The 25,272-nt window shown below is 63.5% G+C and carries 25 protein-coding genes and 1 tRNA gene; 12 read left to right on the plus strand and 14 right to left on the minus strand.

Translation table 11 applies throughout. The annotated features are described in order from the left end of the window. Positions 1-8: 8 nt before the first annotated feature. The 4 genes from NFH97_RS16020 to NFH97_RS16035 all read left to right on the plus strand — a co-directional run bounded on the left by NFH97_RS16020 (position 9) and on the right by NFH97_RS16035 (position 2,498). The gene (locus NFH97_RS16020; protein WP_045995127.1) at positions 9-683 is read left to right on the plus strand and encodes an amino acid ABC transporter permease; all 675 of its coding nucleotides are present in this window, start codon (positions 9-11) and stop codon (positions 681-683) included. Next, positions 680-1,429 carry an amino acid ABC transporter ATP-binding protein gene (locus tag NFH97_RS16025; protein WP_349622853.1) on the plus strand — a complete coding sequence of 250 codons (750 nt, stop codon included), beginning with the start codon at positions 680-682 and terminating at the stop codon, positions 1,427-1,429. The genes NFH97_RS16020 and NFH97_RS16025 overlap by 4 nt, the downstream gene beginning before the upstream one ends. 183 nt (positions 1,430-1,612) lie before the next feature. Then, positions 1,613-1,957: a YqcC family protein gene (locus NFH97_RS16030; protein WP_045995129.1), complete on the plus strand. Its 345-nt coding sequence runs from the start codon at positions 1,613-1,615 to the stop codon at positions 1,955-1,957. A gap of 40 nt (positions 1,958-1,997) precedes the next feature. Continuing rightward, positions 1,998-2,498, plus strand: a complete 501-nt coding sequence (locus tag NFH97_RS16035; protein ID WP_349622852.1) for a gamma-glutamylcyclotransferase family protein — start codon at positions 1,998-2,000, stop codon at positions 2,496-2,498. A 349-nt stretch (positions 2,499-2,847) separates the two neighbouring features. Here NFH97_RS16035 and NFH97_RS16040 read toward each other — a convergent pair whose 3' ends face one another. Together NFH97_RS16040 and NFH97_RS16045 are read right to left on the minus strand one after the other, a co-directional pair. Continuing rightward, the gene (locus tag NFH97_RS16040; RefSeq protein WP_349622851.1) at positions 2,848-3,486 is read right to left on the minus strand and encodes an OmpW/AlkL family protein; all 639 of its coding nucleotides are present in this window, start codon (positions 3,484-3,486) and stop codon (positions 2,848-2,850) included. A 278-nt stretch (positions 3,487-3,764) separates the two neighbouring features. Continuing rightward, positions 3,765-4,373, minus strand: coding sequence for an OmpW/AlkL family protein (locus tag NFH97_RS16045; RefSeq protein WP_108450177.1), 609 nt, complete (start codon positions 4,371-4,373; stop codon positions 3,765-3,767). A gap of 299 nt (positions 4,374-4,672) precedes the next feature. Here NFH97_RS16045 and NFH97_RS16050 point away from each other — a divergent pair, with 299 nt between their 5' ends. Beyond that, the gene (locus tag NFH97_RS16050; RefSeq protein ID WP_045994399.1) at positions 4,673-4,993 is read left to right on the plus strand and encodes a hypothetical protein; all 321 of its coding nucleotides are present in this window, start codon (positions 4,673-4,675) and stop codon (positions 4,991-4,993) included. A gap of 143 nt (positions 4,994-5,136) precedes the next feature. On the opposite strand, the gene putP is transcribed toward NFH97_RS16050, so the two are convergent. The 4 genes from putP to NFH97_RS16070 form a co-directional block, all read right to left on the minus strand. Then, positions 5,137-6,615 carry a sodium/proline symporter PutP gene (putP, locus tag NFH97_RS16055; protein WP_045994400.1) on the minus strand — a complete coding sequence of 493 codons (1,479 nt, stop codon included), beginning with the start codon at positions 6,613-6,615 and terminating at the stop codon, positions 5,137-5,139. A 209-nt stretch (positions 6,616-6,824) separates the two neighbouring features. Further along, positions 6,825-10,016, minus strand: a complete 3,192-nt coding sequence (gene putA / locus NFH97_RS16060) for a bifunctional proline dehydrogenase/L-glutamate gamma-semialdehyde dehydrogenase PutA (protein ID WP_349625121.1) — start codon at positions 10,014-10,016, stop codon at positions 6,825-6,827. Positions 10,017-10,196: 180 nt separating this feature from the next. Beyond that, positions 10,197-11,021: an AraC family transcriptional regulator gene (locus NFH97_RS16065; protein ID WP_124803941.1), complete on the minus strand. Its 825-nt coding sequence runs from the start codon at positions 11,019-11,021 to the stop codon at positions 10,197-10,199. 68 nt (positions 11,022-11,089) lie between these two features. Then, a complete protein-coding gene (locus tag NFH97_RS16070; protein WP_045994420.1) occupies positions 11,090-11,461 on the minus strand; it encodes a hypothetical protein in 372 nt (123 codons plus the stop codon). A gap of 385 nt (positions 11,462-11,846) precedes the next feature. Between NFH97_RS16070 and NFH97_RS16075 the strand changes: the two genes are divergently transcribed. After that, complete coding sequence (locus NFH97_RS16075) at positions 11,847-12,770, plus strand: YeeE/YedE thiosulfate transporter family protein (RefSeq protein WP_349591382.1); 924 nt, start codon at positions 11,847-11,849, stop codon at positions 12,768-12,770. Positions 12,771-12,885: 115 nt separating this feature from the next. On the opposite strand, the gene NFH97_RS16080 is transcribed toward NFH97_RS16075, so the two are convergent. The 6 genes from NFH97_RS16080 to NFH97_RS16105 all read right to left on the minus strand — a co-directional run bounded on the left by NFH97_RS16080 (position 12,886) and on the right by NFH97_RS16105 (position 17,001). After that, positions 12,886-13,293, minus strand: a complete 408-nt coding sequence (locus NFH97_RS16080; protein ID WP_108450173.1) for a DUF1090 domain-containing protein — start codon at positions 13,291-13,293, stop codon at positions 12,886-12,888. 231 nt (positions 13,294-13,524) lie between these two features. Further along, positions 13,525-13,598: transfer RNA gene (locus tag NFH97_RS16085), tRNA-Gly, on the minus strand. Between the two features lie 164 nt (positions 13,599-13,762). After that, complete coding sequence (locus tag NFH97_RS16090) at positions 13,763-15,016, minus strand: methyl-accepting chemotaxis protein (RefSeq protein ID WP_108132999.1); 1,254 nt, start codon at positions 15,014-15,016, stop codon at positions 13,763-13,765. A 355-nt stretch (positions 15,017-15,371) separates the two neighbouring features. After that, positions 15,372-15,716, minus strand: a complete 345-nt coding sequence (locus NFH97_RS16095; protein ID WP_045994407.1) for an AzlD domain-containing protein — start codon at positions 15,714-15,716, stop codon at positions 15,372-15,374. Beyond that, positions 15,713-16,438 carry an AzlC family ABC transporter permease gene (locus NFH97_RS16100; RefSeq protein WP_045994408.1) on the minus strand — a complete coding sequence of 242 codons (726 nt, stop codon included), beginning with the start codon at positions 16,436-16,438 and terminating at the stop codon, positions 15,713-15,715. The genes NFH97_RS16095 and NFH97_RS16100 overlap by 4 nt, the downstream gene beginning before the upstream one ends. Next, entirely contained in the window at positions 16,435-17,001 is a 567-nt protein-coding gene (locus tag NFH97_RS16105; RefSeq protein ID WP_045994409.1) for a helix-turn-helix domain-containing protein, read from the minus strand. Before NFH97_RS16105 ends, NFH97_RS16100 begins: the two co-directional genes overlap by 4 nt. A 116-nt stretch (positions 17,002-17,117) precedes the next feature. Here NFH97_RS16105 and NFH97_RS16110 point away from each other — a divergent pair, with 116 nt between their 5' ends. Next, a complete protein-coding gene (locus tag NFH97_RS16110) occupies positions 17,118-17,972 on the plus strand; it encodes a metallophosphoesterase (protein WP_349625122.1) in 855 nt (284 codons plus the stop codon). Positions 17,973-18,338: 366 nt separating this feature from the next. Here the strand turns inward: NFH97_RS16110 and NFH97_RS16115 are convergent, their stop codons facing one another. After that, on the minus strand, positions 18,339-18,761 hold the full coding sequence (locus NFH97_RS16115) for a CBS domain-containing protein (RefSeq protein ID WP_045994411.1): 423 nt from the start codon (positions 18,759-18,761) through the stop codon (positions 18,339-18,341). A gap of 50 nt (positions 18,762-18,811) precedes the next feature. Then, a complete protein-coding gene (locus tag NFH97_RS16120) occupies positions 18,812-20,278 on the minus strand; it encodes a dihydrolipoyl dehydrogenase (RefSeq protein WP_045994412.1) in 1,467 nt (488 codons plus the stop codon). 194 nt (positions 20,279-20,472) lie between these two features. Here NFH97_RS16120 and NFH97_RS16125 point away from each other — a divergent pair, with 194 nt between their 5' ends. The 5 genes from NFH97_RS16125 to NFH97_RS16145 all read left to right on the plus strand — a co-directional run bounded on the left by NFH97_RS16125 (position 20,473) and on the right by NFH97_RS16145 (position 25,263). Continuing rightward, entirely contained in the window at positions 20,473-21,183 is a 711-nt protein-coding gene (locus tag NFH97_RS16125; RefSeq protein ID WP_349625123.1) for a YqaE/Pmp3 family membrane protein, read from the plus strand. A 90-nt stretch (positions 21,184-21,273) separates the two neighbouring features. Next, positions 21,274-22,143 (plus strand): DMT family transporter, encoded by an 870-nt coding sequence (locus NFH97_RS16130; protein WP_124803933.1) that lies wholly within the window; start codon positions 21,274-21,276, stop codon positions 22,141-22,143. 121 nt (positions 22,144-22,264) lie between these two features. Continuing rightward, positions 22,265-23,146: an NAD(+) kinase gene (locus NFH97_RS16135; RefSeq protein ID WP_108132991.1), complete on the plus strand. Its 882-nt coding sequence runs from the start codon at positions 22,265-22,267 to the stop codon at positions 23,144-23,146. A 13-nt stretch (positions 23,147-23,159) separates the two neighbouring features. Beyond that, positions 23,160-24,146, plus strand: a complete 987-nt coding sequence (locus tag NFH97_RS16140; RefSeq protein WP_349625510.1) for a metallophosphoesterase — start codon at positions 23,160-23,162, stop codon at positions 24,144-24,146. Between the two features lie 271 nt (positions 24,147-24,417). Then, entirely contained in the window at positions 24,418-25,263 is an 846-nt protein-coding gene (locus tag NFH97_RS16145; RefSeq protein WP_045994416.1) for a rhomboid family intramembrane serine protease, read from the plus strand. Positions 25,264-25,272: the final 9 nt, after the last annotated feature.

Consider the following 25,272-nt stretch of genomic DNA (forward strand, 5'->3'; position numbering starts at 1 on the left):
GACTCTCCATGAGCATTCTCGACCTCGACTACATGGTTGGGCTGGTGCCCATCCTGCTCAGCTACCTGCCCCTGACCCTGGGGATGGCGCTGGCCGGGATGGCGCTGGCTCTGGTGCTGGCCTGTGGCCTGGCGGTGATCCGGGTACTCAAGATCCCGGTTCTCAACGGCCTGACGCTGTGGTTCATCTCGTTCTTTCGCGGTACGCCGCTGTTGGTGCAGCTGTTCCTGTTCTACTACGGGCTGCCCCAGGTGCTGTCGTTTCTGACCACCATCGATGGCATCACCGCCACCATCATGGGGCTGACGCTGCACTTCTCGGCCTATATGGCGGAGTCGATCCGCGCCGCCATCGTCGGCGTGGATCGCAGTCAGACCGAGGCGGCGCTGTCCATTGGCATGACCAACGGCCAGTTGATGCGCCGGATCGTACTGCCCCAGGCCACTCGCATCGCGGTGCCGACGTTGATGAACTACTTCATCGACATGATCAAGGCCACCTCGCTGGCGTTCACTCTGGGCGTCACCGAGTTGATGGGGGCGACCCAGAAAGAGGCCGCCGGCAGCTTCCTGTACTTCGAGGCCTTCATCACCGTGGCGCTGATCTACTGGGCCATCGTCGAGGCACTGGCCTGGCTGCAGCGGCGCCTGGAATCCCGACTCAACGAGGCCTATCGTCGATGATCAAGCTAGAGCGACTGACCAAGCGCTTCGGTGATACCACCGTGCTCGACGGTATCGACCTGGAGATCCAGCAGGGCGAGATCATCGTGGTGATCGGCCCCTCCGGGACCGGCAAGTCGACGTTGCTGCGCTGTCTCAACTTTCTCGAGCAGCCAGACGGTGGCCGCCTGACGCTGGGCCCGCTGAATCTAAACCTGACCCAGGCCAGCAAGTCCGAGATCCTGGCTGCCCGTCGTCACACGGCCTTCGTGTTCCAGAACTACGCGCTGTTTGCCAACAAGACGGCGCTTGAGAACATCGCCGAGGGCCTCATCGTGGTCAACCGCTGGCCCAGGGCCAAGGCCCACCAGCGAGCGCGTGAGATCCTCGAGCGCATCGGCATGTCGGACAAGGCGGACGCCTATCCGGCGTCGCTGTCCGGGGGGCAGCAGCAGCGGGTGGGGATCGGCCGCGCCATGGCCGCCCAGGCCGAGGTGATCTTGTTCGACGAACCCACCTCATCGCTGGATCCCGAGTGGGTCGACGAGGTGCTGGCGTTGATGAAGCAGTTGGCGCGTGAACGCCAGACCATGCTGGTGGTCACCCACGAGATGGCCTTTGCCCGTGACGTGGCCGACCGGGTGGTGTTCATGGAGGGCGGGCGCATCGTCGAGCAGGGGCCTCCCTCGGAGCTGTTCCATGCACCGCAGGACCCGCGTACCCGAGACTTCCTGCGCAAGGTACTGCCCGCCGCCGAGCCCCTGTAGGCCGAATCGCTCATCCATCCGGCGAGATCCTCGTTCGAGAAAGTCTGCACGTCGAGGCGTGCCCTTCGAGGTGCCGCATTTGCAGCGGTTTCTTGGGGCGCGCGTGTTGCTGCCGGGCTGGCCCTCGCTGGTCCGGCACGCGACAATGACGTGCACCAAGCCCATTTTCAAAGCGGAGGCATCATGCCCACCGAACCTTCCGTCCACGACGCCCTGGGCGCGGCCCTGCGCGAGCTCGAGGCGACCATGAAGGCCGCCAACATGTGGCGTATGGACAAGCCGGAGGCCGCCGCCTTCAACAGTCGGCAGCCGTTCTGCATCGATACCATGTCGCTGCCTCAGTGGCTGCGCTTCGTGTTTATCGCCAGGCTCGATACCCTGGTGGAGCAGCGTGCACCCCTGCCCGCCAGTTGCGATGTGGCCCCGGCGGTGGACGCCTACCTGATCCAGGAAGGCGCGCGCGCCCAGGACCGGATGCTGTTGCAGAAGGTGATCGAGGATATCGACCGGCTGATCACCGAGAACTGAATCGCCGGTAACGGAAGAAGTCCCCAGCGAGGAGAAGGCGATGCCCTGGTACTTTGCCTATGGCAGCAACATGAACATTAAGCGTGTCGCCGCGCGCATCGGTGAGACCCGGCGTGTGCTGGCCGGCAGCCTGGAAGGGTACGCGCTGCGCTTCAACAAGGCCTCCCGGGTGCCGGGCATCGCCCACGCCAATGTGGTGCCGGCGCCAGGCGATCGGGTCGAGGGCGCGCTGTTCGAACTCCTCGAGCCCGAGCAGATCCGGCAGATGGATCCCTTCGAAGGTTACCCACACGAGTACGACCGTCATCGTCTGCCGGTGCTCACCCAACAAGGGCCGATCGAGGCCTGGGTCTATATCGCCGGCGCCGAACGCCAGGGGGATGACCTGCGGCCCGCCCGCGAGTACCTTGAGCACCTGCTGGCCGGTCGGGACTTCCTTAGCGAGGGCTATCATCAGGCGCTGGCGGCGGTAGAGGCCGTCGAGCACCTCGATGATGCCACTCTGGGGCGACTGGGGCTGTCACGCCATCATCCCCGCTAGCTTCTTGCCCCTATTGGCACCGCGGCCTGCTACAGATGCGTCGCCAAATACACTTTTTGACGTCAACAGCAAAACGCCCACCTCCCAAGTGGGGGCGGGCGTTTTGCAATGAAGAGCAATACCGCATGGCGGGTCAGTGGCAGTGTACGGTGCCAGCGCTCCGGTCCATATGGCAGCACTGCCCTGCGGGTGAGCTCTTTCGGCAACCTCCACCATGAGCCAGTGCGGTACCGCTGATCAGCACCAATACCATCGCAACAATGAGTACCCTCATTTCAGTCTCCCAATGTTAGATCGCGTTTGCGGAAGGTATTGTGCCGTATCGCAGGCTTTGCTGAACTGACCCGGATCAGAAGCGGTAGCTGATACCGGCCATGATCACGTAGGGGTCCACCTCGATCTCGCCTAGATCAGTGCCGTCGAGGTCGACGTCGCTGTCGATATCCAGATACCACACCGCCATGTTGGCCGCCCAGTGGTCGTCGATGACCAGGTCGAGGCCCGCCTGGCCGGCCCAGCCCCAGGACTCTTCCAGATCGAGATCGTCTCCGGTATCGATGTCCTCGTCGGAGAAGTGGGTGTAGTTGACCCCCAGGCCGACGTAGGGCTGCACTCGCGCCTCGGTGCCACCGAAGGGGTAGTACTGCACGGTCAGGGTCGGCGGCAGGTGCTCGACGCTGGCACCGATATCGGTGCCACCTACGTTCAGGTCGACGTCGTGCTCGAAGGGCTCGGCGGCCAGCAGTTCGACGCCGAACTTGTCGTGGAAGCGATAGCCCAGGGTGAAGGCGAAACCATTGTCGTCATGGACGTCGGTGTCCATGTCGCCACCCAACAGCGAGCCGTTGTCGGAGTCGGGCTTGACCTTCGCCACCCCGATGCGGGTGTAGATGTCGCCCTTGCCGTAGGCGGCAAAGGCCTGGCTGCTGACGAGGGCGCTGCCGGCGATGGCGGCGACCAGGGCGGTGGTGATCAGGGGATGGCGCATGGTGTTCTCCTTGCGTACTGGCAAAAGTGGGCGAGCCGGTCGGCGAGCCATTCGGCGAGCCCGATTGCCAAGCAGTGTATGCCGCATCGAGAACGTGGTTATTGATCTACCTCAATACCTCCTTTGGTCGACAAAAATGAACCGTCAACGCACCAGAAAAGGCGCCTGGCAAAGCCAGACGCCTTCGATGCTGCGGTTGGAATGCGGCGCGATCGAGCTGACCGTTCAACCGCTTATTTCAAGATCGCGCAGGCGTTTTCTCAATACAGCGCAAGCGCTTAGAAACGATAGGTGACGCCGGCACCGATGGTCATCGGATCGATCTCGGCCTCGCCAACATCGTGGCCGTCGACCTCGATATCGGAATCGACATCGGCGTAGCGGGCGTAGGTGCCGACCAGCAGGTTGTCGGTGACGCTGAGGTCGAGACCCACCTGGGCTGCGGCGCCGTAGGAGCTATCGAGGTCGGCGTTGAAGCTCTCGTCGGAGAAGTGGGTGTAGTTCATGCCCACGCCAACGTAGGGGTGGACGCGAGCGTTTTCCACGCCGCCCAGCGGGTAGTAGTTGAGCATCAGGTTGACCGGGGTACGGTCGACGCTGCCCACATTACCGCCGTTGACCGCGATATCGTGCTCCATAGCCTCGGAGCCGTTGAGCTCGACACCGAACTTGTCGTGGAACAGGTAGCCGGCGCCGTAGGCGAAGCCGTTCTCCTCGGAGACATCGAGATCCTGGTTGGCGATATCGCCGTTGTCCGAGGTGGGGTCGGCCTTCTCGAAGCCACCGCGCACGTAGATGTCACCTGCCTGATAGGCCAGGGCAGACTGGGCGGCGAAGGTGGTGGTAGCGAGCAGGGCTGCGGTGCCCATCAGTCGAGTCATGTTCATGCGGAACCTCCTTGATGATCCGATGGCATCCTTCCCGAGGGAAGTAACCTTGTACGCTTCACAGTTTACGAACAGTGTTTCTAAATGTCTTGTAGAAATATTTAATTGGCCAGATAGCAGTAACTAGCCAGAATTTATGGAACTAATTCGACTTGGGCGGGTAGGTGATGTAAATGCTGTACAATTTTTTTGCACATTGTGGCGTAGACGTCGATGCGCGCTTGTGCACTGCATAAACGCTCGCCGTCCGGCGATAAATCGTCTTCACTGTGGGAGAAGACTCCGGAGGAGAGTGCGGGATGGTGGCCAGACGAAGGCGTGAGAGGTTGCTCGGCATGTCGACGCTGCCCTGGGGCGGGGCGGCACTGGTGCTCGCACTGACCGCTGTGTTGGCGGTGTGGCTGCTGCTGGAACCCTGGCTGATTCGTGATCTCCCGACGCCGGCGAGGCTGGCCATGGTAGTTCTGGGCGTGTGGGCGCTGGGCGGGGGGTTGTCCATGCCGCTGCACTTCTCCGCGGTACCCGGCTGGTGGCGTCTGGCGGGGGCCATGCCCTGGTATCCGCTGGCACTGGTCAGCTTTATCGTGCTGCTGCTGTGTCGCTACGCCGGTCTGTTTTGAACGGGGCTGATGTGCACGGCTAAGGTGGGCAGGGCGGTTCGACCGTCAGTGAGCGTTGAGCGCCAGGTGCGTGCTGGATGTGTCCCGTAACGAAGAAGGCCGCCCGAGGGCGGCCTTCTTGCGTGGCAGACGATCACTGACGATCAGGCGTCTTCCAGGGTGTCGAACTGCTCGGTGATCTCCTTGCTCGGCTCGGCAGTCATCAAGCTCACCACCACGATCGCGATGTAGGCGAAGATCACGCCGGGCACGATCTCGTAAAGATCGAACAGGCCGCCGGACATCTCGGCCCAGGCCACCACGGTGATACCACCGACCACGATACCGGCCAGCGCGCCCCACTGGTTCATGCGACGCCAGTACAGCGACATGATCAGTGCAGGACCGAAGGCGGCGCCGAAACCGGCCCAGGCGTAGGACACCAGTCCCAGTACCGTGGAGTCCGGGTTCATCGCCAGCAGGTAGGCGATGACGGCGATGCCGATGACCGCAAAGCGGCCGACCCAGACCAGCTCGGACTGGCTGGCGTCGGGGCGGAACAGCGCCTTGTAGAAGTCATCGGTCAGGGCAGAGGACGACACCAGCAGCTGGGAGTCGGCGGTGGACATGACCGCAGCCAGGATGGCGGCGAGCAGCACACCGGCGACCAGCGGATGGAAGATGGCGTTGACCATGACCATGAAGATGGTCTCGCCGTCACCCAGGTCGCGGGTCATGTAGACCAGGCCCAGCAGACCGACCGCCATGGCGCAGACCAGGCACAGGCCCGACCAGGTCACGGCGATGCGACGGGCGGCGGGGATGTCGGCTTCGGAGCGGATGGCCGCGAAACGCGCCAGGATGTGCGGCTGGCCGAAGTAGCCAAGGCCCCAGGCCAGCGAACTGATGATGCCGATGGCGGTCAGGGTTTCACCGGTGGACGCATCGACGAACCAGCTCAGCATGTCGGGGTTCTCGGCCAGGATCTGCTGGCCACTGCCGCTGAAGCCACCCAGTTCGGTCAGGGCGATGACCGGCACGACCAGCAGCGCCGCCGCCATCATCAGACCCTGGATCAGGTCCGTCCAGGAGACCGCCAGGAAGCCGCCAAAGAAGGTATAGGAGATAATGGCCAGCGTACCGACGGTCACCGCGATGGTGTAGTCGAAGCCGAATACCGTCTCGAACAGCTTGCCGCCGGCAACCAGGCCGGAGCTGGTGTAGAACAGGAAGAACAGCAGGATGAAGACCGCCGAGATCACCCGCAACAGCGGTGCCTTCTCGCGAAAGCGCTTGGCGAAGAAGTCCGGCAGGGTCAGGGCGTCATTGGCCTTGAAGGTGTAGACGCGCATGCGCCGGGCGACGATCAGCCAGTTGAGCCAGGTGCCGATCAACAGGCCCACGGCGATCCAGGAGGCCGACAGACCGCTGACGTAGGCCGCACCGGGCAGACCCAGCAGCAGCCAGCCCGACATGTCCGAGGCGCCGGCAGATATCGCCGACGTCCAGGGGCCAAGCGAGCGGCCACCAAGGATATAGTCGGACAGATTGGTGGTGCGCTTGTAAGCAATGATACCGATGACCAGCATCAATATCAGATACAGCGCGAACGTGATGCCAATGGTGGCGTTGTTTTCGACCATGGGAGCGTTCCTTGTGGTTTTTGTCGTGGGTGGTTGGCGTTCTCAAGTCACCGGCTCTGTGTCGAGCGCGATGATCTCCCCGTGTGGGCGCGGTCGTCACGCGCGTCCCTGCGATCCGGCGCTCCCCTCGGGGTAGTGGGTGAGCGCCGGTTGCCGACGATGCGCCGACCGTCGGGTGAGTGCGTTGGACCAGCAGGCCAGGGCCTGACTTACTCGTCCCCTAGCGCCAGCAGCGAGGCGTTGCCGCCGAGTGCCGCCGTGTTGTTGGTCACCGTCTTCTCGGTGGCGAAACGCAACAGGTAGTTGGGGCCGCCGGCCTTGGGGCCGGTGCCGGAGAGCCCCTGACCGCCGAAGGGTTGAACGCCTACGACAGCACCAATGATATTGCGGTTGATGTAGACGTTGCCAACGCGCACTTTCCGCGCTATTTCATCGGCAAAGGATTCGTTGCGGCTGTGCACGCCGAAGGTCAGGCCATAACCACGCGCGTTGATCGAGGCGATCACCTTGTCGAGCTCGTTGGACTTCCAGCGCACCACGTGCAGCACCGGGCCGAACTGTTCACGCTCGAGCGCATCGATACCATCGATGGTGAAGGCCGCCGGGGCGACAAAGGTGCCTTCACTGGTGTGCTCGGGCTTCAGCGGCGTTTCGCTGATCAGACGTCCTTCACCCTTCAGCCGATCGATATGCGCCTGCAGGTTCTTGCGCGCGTCCTCGTCGATCACCGGGCCTACGTCGGTGCCGAGGTCGCGTGGGTCACCCACGTGGAGTTCGGCCATGGCGCCGTCGAGGATCTCCAGCACACGGTCGGCGACGTCGTCCTGCAGGTAGAGCACCCGCAAGGCCGAGCAGCGCTGTCCGGCGCTCTGGAAGGCCGAGTGGATGACGTCGGCGACGACCTGCTCGGGCAGGGCGGTGGAGTCGACGATCATCGCGTTCATGCCGCCGGTCTCGGCCACCAGTGTCGGCAGCGGCGCATTCTCACGCTCGGCCAGGGCGCGGTTGATGATCTGGGCGGTATCGGTACCGCCGGTGAAGACCACCCCGGTGATCCGCGAATCGCCGGTCAGCACGCTGCCCACGGTGGGGCCGTCGCCGGGCAGCAACTGAACCACTTCACGCGGCATGCCGGCCTGGTACAGCAGCTCGACCACCCGGTGGGCAACGATCGACGTCTGCTCGGCGGGCTTGGCCAGCACGGTATTGCCGGCCACCGCGGTGGCGACCATCTGGCCGCAGAAGATTGCCACCGGGAAGTTCCACGGGCTGATCGCGGCGAACACCCCCTTGCCGCCCATGTGCAGACGATTGGACTCGCCGGTGGGGCCGGGCAGCTCGGTGGGCTCACCGAAGATCTCCTCGGCGCGCACCGCATAGTAGCGACAGAAGTCCACCGCTTCGCGGATCTCGTCGACGCCGTCGGTCAACAGCTTGCCACCTTCACGCGAGCACAGCGCCATCAGCTCCGCCAGGTGCTCTTCCATCAGGTCGGCGAAGCGCCTCAGGATGTCGGCGCGCTCCTTGACCGGGGTGACCTCCCATGCCGGGAAGGCAGCCCAGGCCGCGTCCACCGCCCGCTCGGTCTGTTCGCGGGTGGTCCACTGCACGCTACCGACCACCTGGCGACGGTCGTAAGGACTGGTGACTTCGTGGGTCTGGGCGGGGTCCTCGGCGACCTCGAAGGCCAGCAGCGGACGCGCCTGGTAGCGGGTATCCATGTGCTTGCCCATGGCCTCCATCAGCGGCCGGTACTGGCTGTTGATGGTCAGGTTGACGCCGCGGGAGTTGGGGCGGTGCTCGCCATAGATGTCGCGAGGCAGCGGAATCTGGGGATTGGACAGGCTGTCGAACTGTCGCAGTGTCTCGATGGGATGGACGCACAGCGACTCCACCGGCACCTTGGGGTCCACCAGCTGATGCACGAAGGAGGAGTTGGCACCGTTCTCGAGCAGTCGGCGAACCAGGTAGGGCAGCAGGTCCTTGTGGGCGCCCACTGGGGCGTAGATACGGCAGTAGGTGCCTTCAGGTGCACGCTTTAGCGCGGCATCGTAGAGTGCCTCGCCCATGCCGTGCAGGCGCTGGAACTCGAAGGCTCGGCTGGTGTGGTTGGCCTGCTCGAGGATGGTGGTGATGGTATGGGCGTTATGGGTGGCGAACTGCGGGAAGATGCGACCCTTGGTGGCATCGGACAGCAGGAAGCGCGCGCAGGCCAGGTAGGCCACATCGGTGGATGCCTTGCGGGTGAACACCGGATAGCCGTCGACGCCGAGCTGCTGGGACTCCTTGATCTCGGTGTCCCAGTAGGCGCCCTTGACCAGACGCAACGGGATCTCGTCACCCTGGAAGTCGGCCAGACGGTTGAGGTAGTGCAGCACCGGCAGGGCGCGCTTGGAGTAGGCCTGCACCACCAGACCGAAGTGGCCCCACCCGCGGCAGATGTCGCTCTCGTAGACGGCGCGGAAGACCTCCAGCGACAACTCCAGGCGGTCGACCTCCTCGGCGTCGATGGTCACCGCCACGTCATTGTCCCGGGCCAGTTTGGCCAGCTCCTTGACGCTGCCCACCAGCTCCTCGAGGACCTGTTCGCGGCGGCCGAACTCGTAGCGAGGGTGCAGCGCGGACAGCTTGATCGAGATCGACGGTGCCGGCGTCCTGTCGCCCAGGTTGCGGCTGGTCTTGCCGACCTGGCGGATGGCGGTGGCGTAGTCGTCGAAGTAGCGGTCGGCATCACGCCGGGTACGGGCGGCTTCGCCCAGCATGTCGTAGGAGTAGGTGTAGCCCTTGTCGAACAGCGGCTTGGAGCGCTTGAGCGCTTCGTCGATATCACGCCCCAGCACGAACTGCTTGCCCATCACCTTCATGGCTTCGACCATGGCCCGGCGAATGACAGGCTCGCCCATGCGGTTGACCATCTTGTTGATGAAACCGCTGGGCTTGCCATCCTTGGGCTTGTCCAGGCTCACCACTCGGCCGGTCATCAAAAGGCCCCAGGTGGAGGCGTTGACCATCCAGGACTCGCTCTTGCCAAGGTGGGCCTTCCAGTCGGCCGGGCCCAGTCGATCTTCGATCAGTGCATCGGCGGTGGCCTTGTCGGGGATGCGCAGCATCGCCTCGGCCAGACACATCAGCATCAAGCCTTCGTGGGTATCCAGGCTGTACTGCTGCAGCAGCTCGTCGATGGTATCGACGGCGGTGTCCATCTCGCGCACTTCGCGCACGAGAGAAGCCGTCTTGTCGGCGACGCGCTCGATGTGCTCGTCCTTGCCATCGATCAGCTTGATCAATTCACTTACGAAGGCGTCTTCTTCGACCACGTAGTGATCGCTGATGCGCGCAAAGAGTGTATCCAGATCCTGCTGCCAGGTGGAGTTGTCGAGCATATTGTTGGCGTTGAGCATGTCAGTCCCCAAATGGTGAACCGCCGCGGGCGGAGAAAGGGCTTGCCGCAAAGTCGATCGCGGACGTGCAGTCGCGCAATCCGGGCATGTTGGCAAGCCTAGGTTGCATGCCTCTTCCATGCTTGCCAAATGCACCGAAGGATTTGGCAAATCCACGGGCGTTATCGACTAACCCTAGCTTTAATGTGCCGATTTGGCAGTCAGATGGTGGAGATTCGGTGACGAAATCTCGCTGACATGACGTCGCGTCTGGCTGGGAGGATGGCCGTAATGCTTGCGGTAGGCGCGGGACAGGGCGCTCTGATGGGCGAAGCCGGTGAGGGCGGCGATTTCCGACAACGGCAGGCGACTGCGCATCAGCAGCTGACGTGACGCCTCCAGGCGTCGACGCATCACGTACTGCCAGGGTGACAGGCCCGTCTGGGCGCGGAAGCGTTCGGTAAAGTGGGTTTCGCTGAGGCAGGCGAAGGCCGCCAGATCGGCGACCTTGAAGCGGCGCGCCAGGTGATCGTCGATGTAGCGATCGAGCGCGCGCAGGTCGATGCGCCGGTGGTGCATCGCGCCGGTTTCATCGCCGGCCAGACGCGCATGCAACGAGCCCAGCAAGGTGGTCGCCAGGCGTTCCTGATGCAGGGCAGGGACGGGGCCCTCGAGCGCCAACTGATTCATTTCGGCCACCACGAAACCCAGGAACTGTTTCAGAGGCGCGTCCAGGGTAAAGAAACGTGGCGCGTCGAACAGCCTTGCCAGTTCATGATGATGGCCGGTGAGCGCCAGGGCGTCATCGGGAAGGTCGAGGATCAGTTGGCGGTTGTTGCCGGTGCCGGCGTAGTAGTGGAGGTGGTTGGCGGGCACGATGCAGCCGCAGAATGCCTCGATGGTGCCGCCAAGGCCTTCGATGTCGAAGTCGGCGCGCCCGGCCAGGGCGATCACGATCTGATGGTAGTCGTGGGAGTGATGCCGGGTCGCGGTGTCCAGAGGGATCTGCCTGATGGCGCTGCTCATCGGGGGGCTCCCGCAGGCGGTAACGAGGACGTCATCATACCCGATGGGTACAGGATTCTCACTGACTGTCAGTCCCCCCTGGGCTGCTCCCTGAGGCGGATACGAGCGGCCAGGTGGTCGCGCAGTGCACGCAGGTCCTCCTGTCCGGCGCTGTCCAGCAGGGCCTTGCCCCGGGTCACCCGGCCAAAGCGCCCGTGTTCATCGACCAGGCTGCGAGCGCGGCGTCGGACGCCGTCCAGGTACTCGTCGTGGCGAATCGGATAAAGGATGACGGCATTCCATTCATCTTCGCCAACTGTGCTGTCGAGAGCACGGTCGAACAGGTCAAGCAGGTGCTGTGGCTCGGTGCGGTATCGTGGCGTGCCGGACAGCATCAACACCGCGAGCACCGCGACGAAGACGACCAGACAGACGACGAACACGAGCAGAAACAAGGACAAGGTCATGGCACGGTAGATCGCTTGAAACGGGAAAGGACGGCTGATCGCAAGGCTCTCACATCCAGCCGCACATGTCGCGGGTCCCGATCTGCGTTGACGCTGGTGTGGTGGCAAGGGCGTTCATTGCATATTGTTACATTATGGATGGATGTGAGGCCGCACGACGTCGAGATCGTCGTCGGGGTGACGGTCTGTTCGGCCATCTGCCGCGACACCAGCTCAGAACCCCGTTCTGAACAGAAAGGAATGCAGAGAGGAATGCCGAGAGTAGAGGGACACCGGGCAATAGCATGGCGTGCCGGCCAATATCGCACCATCGCCGGCCATGATCGTCAGATAGTGTTCCGTCCTTGTATTTCCGGAACCGTGTAAACGAGGAGATGTGATGGCTCTGTTGGTCTCCCTGCTGCTGGCTGTCGCGTTGGGGTGGCTCGCCCAGCGTACCGGTCTTTGCATGGTGCGTGCGGTTCAGGGGATACGCATGTGGCGGCCGGGTCTGTTGCTGACCATCGTCGGCTGCGGCGTCTGGTTCTGGCTTGCCAGCCCCCTGTTCATCCATTTCCCTCTTGGCGAGGTGCTCAGGCGTCACGCGATCGGGTGGCCCTTCGCTGTCGGTGGGCTGCTGTTTGGCCTGGCCGCGGCGGTCAATCATGGCTGTTCGATCTCGACCCTTTCCGCCCTGGCGCGGGGGCAGTGGCACATGCTCGCCACCATTCTGGGCTGGGTGCTGGGTTGGTGGATGCTGTATCTGGGCGCCCCTGATATCTCCTACACCCGTCTGGCGACGATCTTCACGCCGGCCTGGTGGCTGGTACTGAGTATCGTCGCAGTCTCGCTGCTGGCGATCTGGCGGCTGTCGCCTGCTCACCGCCGTATCTACGCGGGTGTCATGGTGTTCGGCGCGGTAGGCGGTCTGTTGGGCGTGCTGGAACCACTGTGGTCACCGAGCCAACTGATTCGAGACGTCACCGAGCGTCCTCTGGCAATGGACATGGCCGTCGCCTGGCCTAGCCTCGGACGCGTCCTGATCAGCGTCGCGATCCTGGCGGGAATGCTGGTAGCGGCGCGAGCCCACTTCCGACCGGGCGAGTATCAGGGGTCCCTCGGGCGCTGGATGAAGCATCTGCTGGCCGGAATCTTGATGGGCATCGGCGCCTCGCTTGCGCTGGGTGGCAACGATCTACAGCTATTGATCGCGTTGCCGGCCGGCTCGCCGGGAGCGGTCGTCGCCCTGATCTGCATGATCGCCGGCATCTGGATCGGGCTCGCCATCGAGGAGCGCTGGGAGCGACGCCAGGACCGGGACTAGGCGCGGCCAATGGCGGTCGGCAAGCATCCCGACAGCCGATTGTCAGACTGGCGGTGCGACCAGCGCTTGACGCTCTGCGGCTGGCACTGTCCCTCGAATGTCAGCCGTACAAGGTTCAACTGGCCGACGGCAGCAGCACCTTGAGCGCGGCGATGCGAGCGTTGAGCACCTCGATGGCGACCTCGAGAGCCTCGCGTTTACGCGTTATCTGGCCGATATCACCTTCGTCGAAGGCCTCGTTCAACTCCTGCTGGCGCTGTTCCACCATCTGCTGACCCTCACGTACGCGTGACTCGGCCTGGCTGAGCACGTCTTCGCTGGTGCAGCCGCTTCGGACACCATCCAGGGCGAGTTCCAGCTCATTCACCCGTGCGGTGTCCTCGGCATGACGAGCGAAGGCGAGGTCATGCTCGAGTGCCTGCGCGCGCTGATCGCAGCTATCCCTCGCGCCATCGGCCATGGCAAGTGTGCTCACCAGCAGCCAGACAGGCGTCAGCAGCAGGGTGTGGCGGTAAAAAGGCATACGGCGTCCCCACGACTTTATGATTGTGGCGCCAGCCTAGCGTGCGAAAACCGAGCTTGAACAGGGGCCCATCGAAGGGGGGGCGTAGTCTTTAAGTATGAGGCCGATTCAGCGGTAGCGGCATGAATGGCGACATGCCGGGGCCCGCAGTACCCGGGACGCTGAACAGGCAAGGCCAAAGCACGAGACAGTGCTCGAAAACGACGCCTGATCGCAGGATGGGGGGAGGTCTGGAGCGGGTGAAGGGAATCGAACCCTCGTCTTAAGCTTGGGAAGCTTCTGCTCTACCATTGAGCTACACCCGCAAGGCGTTTTTGATAGTAATCTCCGTTGGTTACGCCTTGCAAGCAAAAGGCTCGCGCGGCGTGATTTTCGTCAACCGGACGAGCCCGGAGCCACGCCGCAGTCATGTGGCTTGTGGTGGCGACAATGACTGCGGTGCGGTAGTGGTGCCCATCACACGCCACGATCAGAGCTTGCGAATCGCCGCCGAGACGTTGTGGGCGCCGTCCAGGATCTCGCGTATCACCAGTTGCGCCTCGCCGACCCGTTGCTGGCTGAGGTCACTGCGGGTGGCCACCTCGGTGATCTTCTGGTTGGCCAGTCGAATGCGTTGGTTGTTGTCGTTGAGCACCTGGGTGATCTGCTCGGCGGCGCGGGTGGAGCCCTGGGACAGTTCGCGAACCTCCTGGGCCACCACCGCAAATCCGCGGCCATGCTCGCCAGCGCGCGCCGCTTCGACCGCGGCATTCAGCGCCAGCAGGTTGGTCTGCTGGGCGATCCGCGAGATGGAGTCGGTGATGTTGTTGATCGCTCGCGTCTGCTCCTCCAGGGCGGCCACGATGGCTTGGGTCGCCTTGATCTCGTCGGCGGCCTGGCGCGACGACTCGACAGCCTCTTCGAGCTGGACCAGACCATTGTCGGCGATGGTCTCGGTCTGCTCCGCGGTGACTCGGGCGGACTCCACGGCACTGCGAGCGGCATCTTCGGCCTCGACAGAGCGGGTGATGTCGGTGGCAAACTTGACGACGCGTGTCACCCGGCCGGTTTCGTCGATCACCGGGTTGTAGGTGGCCTCGAGCCAGACGGTGCGCCCACTGGCGGTTATGCGTCTGAAGCGTCCCTGCTTGAAGGTGTTGGCGGCCAGTTCCTGCCAGAAGTCGGGGTGATCTCGATAGAAGGTATCGTCGCAGAACATCCTGTGATGCCGTCCAAGGATGTCGTCGAGACGATAGCCCATGGTGGTCAGGAAGTTGCCGTTGGCACGCAGTATTTCGCCTTCCGGTGTGAATTCGATCACCGCCATGGACGCGTCGAGGGCGCTGAGCACAGCATCCTGACCGGACGCCGCAAGGCGATCGTCGGTGACGTCATTGGCAATCTTGAGAATGTAGTGAATCTTGCCTCGAGCGGAGCGCACAGGAAGGTAGGTCGCCTCCAGCCATAACGGATTGCCATTGGCGTCGATGCGGCGAAAGGTGCCGGTTTTCGACTGGCCGTCCGCCAGCCCCCGCCAGAATGCCTCGTAGGCGGGGTCCTGATGCACCTCTGGCGGGCAGAACATGCGGTGGTGCTGGCCGCGTATCTGATCGAGCCGATAGCCGACGGTGGCAAGAAAGGCATCACTGGCTTCGCGGATGGTGCCGTCGGGACGAAAGACAATACAGGCGGTGTGGCTATTCAGTGCGCGATACAGGGCGCTTATTCTTCTGGCCGATACCATCAAGTTACCTCGGGAGTGGAAGGTGCTGGGAGCAAGGTCGAAGCAGGTTCTTGTTTTTTCTTTTTAAAATGCCTTTTCCATCCTGGAGCCGGCACTGGAGCCGAACGAGTATCGGCCGATATCGCGCGAGCTTTAGTATCTTGCGCGCATAAATGAGGGAGAGCGCCTGGCCGCGCAGGAAAAGCCTGCGGGTCAAACGATGGAACACGGCGAGTTGGGGGCAGGAAGGCAGCGGCCCGCCACCATTCGGTGCGGGCCTGACGGAAATAGGCACAGGGAAAGGAAAAGGCAAGACCGCTTGGGTTGCGGACAGCAATACCCGGTAGGCCTTTTCGGGTCAGCGTCGACTTGAGTGTCAGAGCGAACCGGCCAATACCAGCGTCAGTCCGTAGGCGGCCACGCCGGCAGCGACCGGCCAGCCCAGCGATCGCGTTCGATACCATACCGCCAGCGTCGCCAGTACCCCCACGCCAGTGGCGCTCCAGCTGGCGATGCTCGGCTGTGCCGGTACCAACGAGACGCCCAGCACGGCGGCGATCATCAAAGGCCCCAGCACCGACAGCCACTGCGGCATCGGTTCGACGCTGTCTTCCGTCTGGCGCTCGGCGAGACGACGGCGCATCCATATCAGGGGCGCCATTCTCATCAGCAGGGTGCCCAGGGTGGTCGCTACCACCGCCATCCACAGCGTAGTGGTCATGATCGACTCCTTGTGACCGGTGAACGTTTGACGATAAAGAAGCACAGTGCGCCGCACAGAGCCGCCAGGGGGATGCCGGCATTGGCCACCCCCAGCACCGCCAGCAGGGCGCCTGCGGCGATGGTCACCAGGGTCGCCAGGCCCCAGCGGAAGCTGGACAGGCGAGGCACCACCAACACGAGAAACAGGGCAGGCAGGGCAAAGGGCATCACCTCGCCCAGCAGCGGCCAGCGTTCCACCACCCATTCGCCCCCCAGTGCACCCACGGCGGTACCTGCGATCCAGGCCAGCCAGGCCAGCAGGGCGGCGCCGGTGTACCAGCCAAGCCGAGCCGCCTCCGGCAGTTGCGGCAGACGCGTCAGCGCCAGGGCGAAGACCTGGTCGGTCAGACCGTGCATCAGTGCAGGCCACCAGCGGCTCGTGCTCATCGAGGCGGCAAGGTTCGGGGCGTAGACCACGTGGCGAACGTTGATCAACAGGGTCATGGCGACCACCAGCCATAGAGGAGCGCCACCTGCCACCATGCCGACGAACACGAACTGGGAGGCGCCGGCATAGATCAGGGTAGAGATGGCGACGGCTTCCCAGGCACTGAAGCCCGCCTGGACGGCTACCAGGCCAAAGGAGATGGCGATGGGGATATAGCCGCCGAGCAGCGGGATCGCCTCGCGGACGCCGGTCACCCAGGGGCTGGCACGCAAAGGAGTCGTCGTGGTGGTCATCGAGAGGTTTCCGGTGGATGGTAGACGATGGTCAGGGTGGCGGAAGTGGCCTGGTTGTCGGACGCGTAGAGGTGTGGACGATCCGCCGCGAAGGTGACGCTCTGGCCCGGGCCTAGGGTGTGGCTCTCGTGCTCGGGGCCGGTGGTCAACCGGCCGGAGATCACCGTGACGGTCTCGTGCACGCCCGCGGGGTGCGCTTCGCTGAGCCGATAGACGTCAGGGTCCAGGCGCATCCAGTAGACGTCGACGGCCGGTTGGCTATCGCCCTGATCGATCAACTGGACCTGCACGCCCTGGTCATCCAGCGCCGTGGTCACGGGTTTTATCAGGGTGCCGAAAGGCACCTCGAGGCAGCTCGCCAGGCGCCACAGGGTGTCCAGGGTAGGGTTGCCGTTGCCCTGTTCCAGCCGAGACAGGTTCGACTTGGCGACGCCGGCGTCGCTGGCCAGGCGGGATAGCGACCAGCCACGCAATTGGCGCAGATGCTGCAGATGCCGGCCGAGCGCTTCGGCATGCAGCGTGTCGTCGCTTGAGAAGCTAGCTTGGGAGAAAGGCTCGATCATGAGGTCACTGTTCGGTTGAGCTGTTGTTCCATTTATCGAACGTTCTGTAAAAGGAACATAGGACGAATGTTGCGATGGCGTCAAGCCTGAGTTCGCACTGAGGCAGGAGAAGACTCATGCGCTGTATCCGTCATGGACCAAACCGAATAGGGCGTGATTACGTCGTCGGTGACGTGCACGGCCAGTACGCCCAGTTGATGGAAGCGCTGGAGAGAGTCGACTTCGATGTCGCCCGGGACCGGCTGTTCTGCGTCGGTGATCTGGTCGACAGGGGAGAGGCATCGCTCGCCTGTCTGGCGCTGGCGCTTGAGCCCTGGTGCTTTGCGGTGATGGGCAATCACGAACAGATGGCGATCACCGCCCTGGCCGAAGGCGGAGGAATGGCCTGGGATCTGTGGCAGCGCAATGGCGGCAACTGGGTCTTTCTCGATGGCGTCGAGGAGGCCCGTAGCACCATGAACGCCGCCTGTCCGCATCTTCCGCTGGCTCGGGAAATCGTCGCGGGACAACGTCGCCTGGGCGTAGTGCACGCCGATCCACCCGACGACTGGGGCCAGATCGAGCAGACCCCGGCCGAGCACCTGCTATGGTCGCGGCGTAGATTCCGACGTGACAGCGGCGGCAGCCTGGACTCGACCCGCGTCGAGGGCGTCGATGCGGTGGTGGTGGGGCACACCATCGTCGAGGCACCGCTGTGGCTTGGCAATGTGCTACATCTGGATACCGGTGCCTGTGCCGGCGGGCGCCTCACCCTGGCCGCTGTCGACGACATCCTTGATGCCATTCCCTGTACGACCTGGCCGGCGGTGCCCGTTGATGGCCGTCGAGTAGTGGCAGCGTCGAGCTCTTGCCACAGACCTTGGAACCGACGCAGAACGCTGTGGTCAGTAGGGCGCTTCTCTCACCGCTGTGCACCGTCCGGCCCAGGAGAGGAAAAAAAATTTTCGATGAAAGGAGAACTTTTCTGGTGACGACTGTCATATGTGGTACAGACAGCATGCGCGATGGCAGTCGTTAGCAGTGTTGATCTGGTTTGCTAAATCGATCGTTGCGCCTCATGGCTTCCATGGGGCGTTTTTTTTGCTTTGGCAAAGGCGCTCTCCCTCTCTTCCCTTTCCATTGGGCCCGGGCATATCAGGCATGCTCAATGAACGCCCTTACGGTTTGCACAAGTGCCAGGGGCATCTGGAGGATCGGGGAGGCCGATGCAAGGCGGTGGTGCCAGGCGATGGAGCCAGGCAGTGGTGTCAGCGTTGGCGCTAGCGACAGCACGCACACCGCCGGCATCGTGATGCCGGCGGTGTGCGTCTACAGAAGGTGCTACGCAACAGGAGGGGTCAGGCGCTGCGTTGATGGCGTCGCATGGTGAGCACGGCGGTAAGCACGTCGCGGCGGGTGACGATACCCACCAGTCGGCCCTGTTCGGTGACGGGATACACCTTGGGTTTTGCTCCCAGCATTTCCTGGGCCAGGTCGACGATGCTCTTGGTGGGAGACACCGACAGCACCTCGTTACGCATCATTTCATGGACCAGCGGTGCCTCGTGATCCAAATAGAGGCTCTCGATCACCTTGCCCAGCACGTCCTGCTCGGAGATGAAGCCGATCAGGTGATCGCCGTTGTCCACCACCGGGGCCCCTGGCAATCGGTGCAGAGCGAGACCTTCCGCCAGGGTGGAAATGGAGGTCTTGCCGCTGACGCGGTAGCAGTCCTTGGACATGATGTCCCGGACGATCGATGGAGGTGCCTTGTGTGGCATAACCGCTCTCCTTTGAAGCGGCCCGGCGCCATGCGTCGGGCCCTTGACCGTCAAGCGCCTGGACCGCACTCCAGGCAGCGTTCGGTGATCGCTGGACCCCTGCGCAGATGCACGTTGAGGTCCCTCAGTGCTGTTCTCAGGCCTTCTTCGACCACCGGGTGGTAGAAGGGCATTTCCAGCAGGCGATCCACGGTCAATCGTTGGTCGATGGACCAGGCCAACAGGTGGCCCAGGTGTTCCGCCCTTGGGCCGAACATTTCCGCGCCGAGAAGAATTCCCGAGCCGTGCTCAGCGTAGAGCCTCAGCATGCCTCGGTTCTGCCGCATCACCGTGGACCGTCCCTGATCCTCGAACGAGACCTCACCGATGGCCACGTTGGTCAGTTGTTCATCCCGACGCTTGAGTTCAGCGTAGCCTACTCCAGCGCTTGCCATCTGCGGATCGGTAAACACCACCGCCAACGGAGTACGCCTGCGACCGGCGCGAATATCCGGGTAGCGTCCGGCGTTTTCGCCTGCGATGCGTCCCTCGTCGGACGCCTCGTGCAGCAGGGGAAGATCCTGGTTGGCATCACCGGCGATAAAGATCGGTGCGGGCGAACCGTCATCGAAGCGACACTGCATGGTCAGCCGGTCGAACACCGGCACACCGCGGTCGTTGAGTTCCAGACCGGTCTTCGGCAGGTCCAGCTTGTCCACGTTGGGCCGACGTCCGGTGGCCGCCAGCAGGTAGTCGAAACGCTCGGTCTTCTCGGTGTTGCTGTCGCGACAGTGGAAGGTCACCACCACCTGATCGCCGTCCCGGTCGACCTTCTTGACGGTGGCGTCGGGGTCCAGCGGAAACCCTGTGTTGAACTCCTTGTCGGCGAGCGCCTTGAGATCGGGATCGCCGAGAGGACCGATGGCGCCGCCGACGCCGAACATGCGCACTCGCACGCCCAGATGGTGCAGCGCCTGACCGAGTTCGAGGCCGATGACGCCGGGCCCGAATACCACCACCGACTCGGGCAGGTCATCCCATTCGAACAGGTCGTCGTTGATGATCAGGCGATCCCCGGCGGCATTGAGAAAGTCGGGCCAGGAGGGGCGGGAGCCGGTGGCGATGACGATGCGCTTGGCCTTGATACGCGTATGGTCGCCCACCACCAGGGTGTTGGCGTCTTCGAAGCGAGCGGCACCGACGATGCGGTCGTCTTCCTCGATGCGGGACATCGAACTCAGTACGCTGCCGACGAAACGATCCCGCTCCCGCTGGAGGCGTTGCATGACTGCGGGGCCGTCGACGCTGACGCCGCTGACCTTGACCCCGAAGCCCTCGGAGTCCCGTGCCTGCTGGGCCACGTCGGCGGCGGAAATCAGCAGCTTGGACGGCATGCAGCCGACCCGTGCGCAGGTGGTGCCGTAGGCGCCGGATTCGATCAGCACCAGCTTGTCGGTATGTTGTCGCGCCGCGTGCCAGGCACCAAGGCCGGCGCTTCCTGCTCCGATAATGGCGATCTCGACCTGTCTTTCCTGCATGATGTCTCTCCTGGGAGCTGAACATGGCGCTGTGGGGAACCCGTGGGGGTGACCTCTATCAAAACAGTAGGACAGTTGAGGCGGGTTTCTCTATCAATCAGGCGTTGCTGTTACATCAAAGCCTGTATTGGCACACTGAAATGGGCCATCGGAGATACCGGTGGCGTCATTCGACCCTGGAGGTAAGTTCTCTGATGGACGCGCGAGAGTATCTGGCCCGCAAGGGGCTCGACGGTGAGCGAGACAAGGAAAGGCCCAACACCCTCGAGGAAAAGGCCTGGGACCGAGCGCGGGAGTCCCACGACCATCGTCCCAGGGCCGGGACACCCCATGATTGGGAAGACTGGGAGCGTTACCACGATGTCCTCGCCGAAGGCGCTGACAGCCTGGAGCAGAAGATTGACGCCGAGGCCCATCGCCAGGCCCAGGAGCAGGCAGCGCGTGACGCGCAGCCGCAGCGTGCGCAGGCTGGGGCGATGGATAGCCCTGCAAATAGCCCTGCGCAAAGCCCGGAAAGTAGCCCTGCAAATAGCCCTGCGCAAAGCCCGGAAAGTAGCCCTGCAAATAGCCCTGCGCAAAGCCCGGAAAATAGCCCGGCAGATAGCCCGGCGGTGGAGCACTTCACCCCACCGCCTGCGCCCGAGCAGAAGGAAGGCACCGATGCGCATGCGTCCAGAACCAGTGACGAGACCGTGACATCCTCGCCCCAGGTGGCGTCGGCGTTGATGGCGTCGCCAGCGGCCCGGCTCGCCTTGATGGTGCTGGTGCTGCTGATGCCCCCGCTGGCGGTGGCGGTAGCCGAAGGTGGTTCGCGCCGGATCGCGATTGCGTTCCTGCTGACCCTGCTGGGCTGGCTGCCTGGGGTGGCGTACGGGGCCTGGTGGTTGAAGCAGGTCAATCATTGAAACGAGCAGGGCTCAGAGGGGGCAAGCGTTGGGCCGAAGAGGGTGTTCGCGTATACTGCCGTAAACCTTTTTGACTAGTGGGAGTTTACGGTGGGCTATCTGGTGGTGGTCACCGCCCTGTGGGCGTTCTCGTTTTCGCTGATTGGTGTCTATCTGGCCGGTCAGGTGGACAGCTATTTCGCGGTGATGATGCGGGTGGGGCTGGCGGCGCTGGTGTTCCTGCCGTTGTTGAAGCCCGGCCTGCTCGATCTGCGCCACAAGCTCGCGCTGATGGCACTTGGTGCCGTCCAGCTTGGCATCATGTACATCTTCTTCTACCAGTCCTTCGTGCTCCTGTCGGTGCCGGAGGTGCTGCTGTTCACCATCTTCACGCCGCTGTACATCGCCATTCTGGATGACCTGGCGTTTGGTCGTTTCACGCCCTTCCATCTGGTCACTGCAGGGCTTGCGGTGATCGGCGCGGCGGTCATTCGCTACAAGGGCGTCAACGACGACTTCTGGCTGGGATTCCTGGTGGTGCAGGGGGCCAATCTCTGCTTTGCCATGGGGCAGGTCGGCTATCGGCGCCTGTCGGCGGCACTGCCCCCCTCGTTGCCTCGCCACCATGTGTTCGCCTGGTTCTACCTGGGGGCGGCCTGCATCGCGCTGCCAGCCTTCGCGCTGTTGGGAAGCACCTCGGGGCTGCCGACGACACCCCTGCAGTGGGGGGTGCTGCTGTGGCTGGGACTGGTCGCCTCGGGGCTCGGCTACTTCCTGTGGAACCTGGGCGCCGTGCGGGTGGATGCAGGCGCCCTGGCGATCATGAACAACATGCTGATTCCTGCTGGCCTTGCGGTGAACCTGGTGATCTGGAACCGCGAGGCTGATCTGCTACGTCTGGCCATGGGAGGCGCCATCATCGCTGGTTCGCTGTGGCTCAACGCCTGGTGGCAGCGGCGTCACAGGACGGCGCCGGTCTAATTCATCGTCAGTCTGGGTGATCATCGATCTGGGCCATGCGTTGGCCTGAGGCGCCGGGCGCGGTTTGCTCCGCCAGGCCCCCCTCGCCATAATGAGCGGTCGCCAAGGGAAGGATGCGTGGATGCAATCGTTCAAGAACATCGGACTGATCGGGCGCCTGGGCAGCGCCAAGGTGGTCGAGACCCTCAAGCGGCTGATTCGTTTTCTGGATGACGCCGGCTACCACGTGATCGTGGAAGACCGTACCGCCTCGGCGTTGCTGGAACGTGGCCACGCCGAGGCCAGTCGCCGCATGCTCGGCGAGCTGTGTGATCTGGTGATCGTGGTCGGGGGCGACGGCAGCCTGCTGGGCGCGGCCCGCACCCTGTGTCGCAGCGGAACCCTGGTGCTGGGGGTCAATCGTGGACGGCTGGGCTTCTTGACCGATATCTCGCCGGATGAGCTCGAGGCCCGTGTCGGTGAGGTGCTGGCCGGACAGTACGAGGTCGAACAGCGCTTTCTGCTCGACGCCGAGCTCTACCGCGGGGACTCCCTGGTGGGCAGCGGCGATGCCCTCAATGAAGTGGTACTGCACCCGGGCAAGGCGGTGCGGATGATCGAGTTCGAACTGTTCATCGATGGCCAGTTCGTCTACAGCCAGCGCAGCGATGGCCTGATCATCGCCACGCCGACCGGTTCCACCGCCTACGCCATGTCCGGCGGTGGCCCGATCATGCATCCGAAGCTCGACGTGGTGACGCTGGTACCGATGTTCCCGCACACCCTGTCGAGCCGGCCCATCGTGATCGACGCCGGCTGCGAGATACGCTGTCATATCGGTGAGACCAACCAGACCTATCCCCACATCAGCTGTGACGGCCAGACCCGTGCCGTGGCCAAGCCCGATGATGTTCTGGTGATCCGGCGCAAGCCCCAGAACGTTCAACTGGTGCACCCTCTGGGTCACAACTTCTATGACGTCCTGCGCAGCAAGCTGGGCTGGAGCAACAGGCTGGGAGATTGACGTGAGCAGGCGACTGGACGGCTACGACCTGATCGGTGACGTTCATGGCTGCGGCGCCACCCTGGCGGCGCTGCTGGAACGGCTGGGGTATCACCTGCGCGGCGGTGTCTATCGTCACCCCCAGCGCAAGGCGATCTTCCTCGGGGACCTGATCGACCGTGGCCCGCGTATCCGCCTGGCGGTCTCCATCGCCAGACGCATGGTGGAAGAGGGCGAGGCCTATATCGTGCTGGGCAATCACGAGATCAATGCCCTGACGTACACCCAGAAGGCCCCGCCTGAGCACGGCAGGGAATGGCTACGCCCGCATACACCGCGTCACAACCGCATCATTCGTGAAACCCTCGAGCAGTACCATGACCACCCTCAGGAGTGGGATGATGCCCTGGCGTGGTTTCGCCAGATCCCCCTGTGTCTCGAGATCGACGGCATCCGGGTAGTCCACGCCTGCTGGGACGACCGCCTGATCGCATCCTTCAGGCAGCTGCGGCCCGACGGCTGTCTGGACCACGACTTCCTGCTCCAGGCCTCGAGCCCGGGTACCGAAGAGTCGAGGATCCTCGAGCGCCTGACCCGCGGCGGTTCCATCGACCTGCCCGGGGACACGGTCATCCATTCCGGAGACGGTTTCACTCGACGAAGCTTTCGGACCCACTTCTGGGCACGAGACCCTCGCACCTGGGGTGATGTGGTGTTCCAGCCGGACAATCTACCGGGAGACCTCGAGGACCGGCCGTTGAGCGACAGCGAACGGGCCAGCCTCAGCTACTATGGCCCCGACCAGCCCCCGCTGTTCATCGGCCACTACTGGTGCGAAGGCGTCCCGGCCTTGCCGGCACCGAATATTGCCTGTCTCGACTACAGCGCGGTGAAGTTCGGTCGACTGGTGGCCTATCGCTACAGCTTTGAATCCCGCCTCGACGCCAATCACTTTGTATGGGTGCCGGTGCCCAGGGATGTGCGTGCGAGGCCCTTGCCCCGAGAGATCGTCTTCGACTGATACAAAACGTTACATTAAAGTCGAGTACTCGACTGAACCCTTTATCAAAAGCGGCGTCTGAGTAGGTGTTCCCTTGAATGATCCCTTGCTCTTGTCCGGCGGCCCCCTCCGCCGGACTTTTTCTGTGTGGATGAAAAAGACATCCTGCCATGCCCGGCTTGCCGTCGGGCCTTTCGCCCATCTGCGCCGCGTGTGACCGCTGCCCCTACCGGCCAACGTCATTTCAGGCCATCATCTCTGGGCCGCTACCCTTTTTCGCGCTGGAGACGCCATGTTCCGGGTCATGCTGATCCCCCACGATATCGATACTCGCGAGCTGCGACAGGCGCTCTGGTCGCACCGCATCGGACACCGTATCACCGACGAGGACGACGGCCAGGTACTGTGGCTGATGGACCCGAAACAGCAGGACGCTCTGGCCGAGGTGATCACTCGCTGGCAGCGGGGAGAGGCGATACCCGCGCCGAGTGCCTCGAAGCCGAGACCGGCACGTCACTGGTGGCCGCTGCTACGCCAGCATCCGGTCACCTTGTCGGTGCTCGGGCTGTGTCTGCTGGTGTTTGGTGCCATCGCTGTGTGGGGAGACATGGTGCTGGCGTGGCTGGCGATCGTGCCTGTGGGCATCCGTGGCGGGGCGCTGGCCGTCGGCAGTATCCCCGATGCGCTGGCGGCGGGGCAGGTATGGCGCCCGCTGTCGCCGATCTTCCTGCATTTCGGCTGGATGCACCTGATCTTCAACATGATGTGGTTGTGGTATTTCGGCCGTCAGGTGGAGACCCTGCATGGCCCATTGCGCATGCTGACGCTGGTGGTGGTGGCGGGGCTTGCCGGCAACCTGGCCCAGTACGCCACCGGCACGGTGCTGTTCGGTGGCATGTCGGGCGTCGACTTTGCGTTGCTTGGCTACGTCTGGTTGATGTCCCGTCGCGCGCCGGCCAGCGGCTTCTTCGTGCCGCAGATGCTGGTGCTGTTCATGCTCGGCTGGATGGTCTTCACCATGACCGACGTCGCCGGGCTGGTGGGCTTTGGCAATGTGGCCAACGAGGCGCACCTGGGCGGTCTGCTCGTGGGGCTGGTGCTGGGCTGGTATCATTCCCGCAAATCACGTCTTCACTAGAGCGATGCC

This window comes from Halomonas sp. SCS19 (genome assembly GCF_040147015.1).
Taxonomy (GTDB): Bacteria; Pseudomonadota; Gammaproteobacteria; order Pseudomonadales; family Halomonadaceae; genus Halomonas; species Halomonas litopenaei.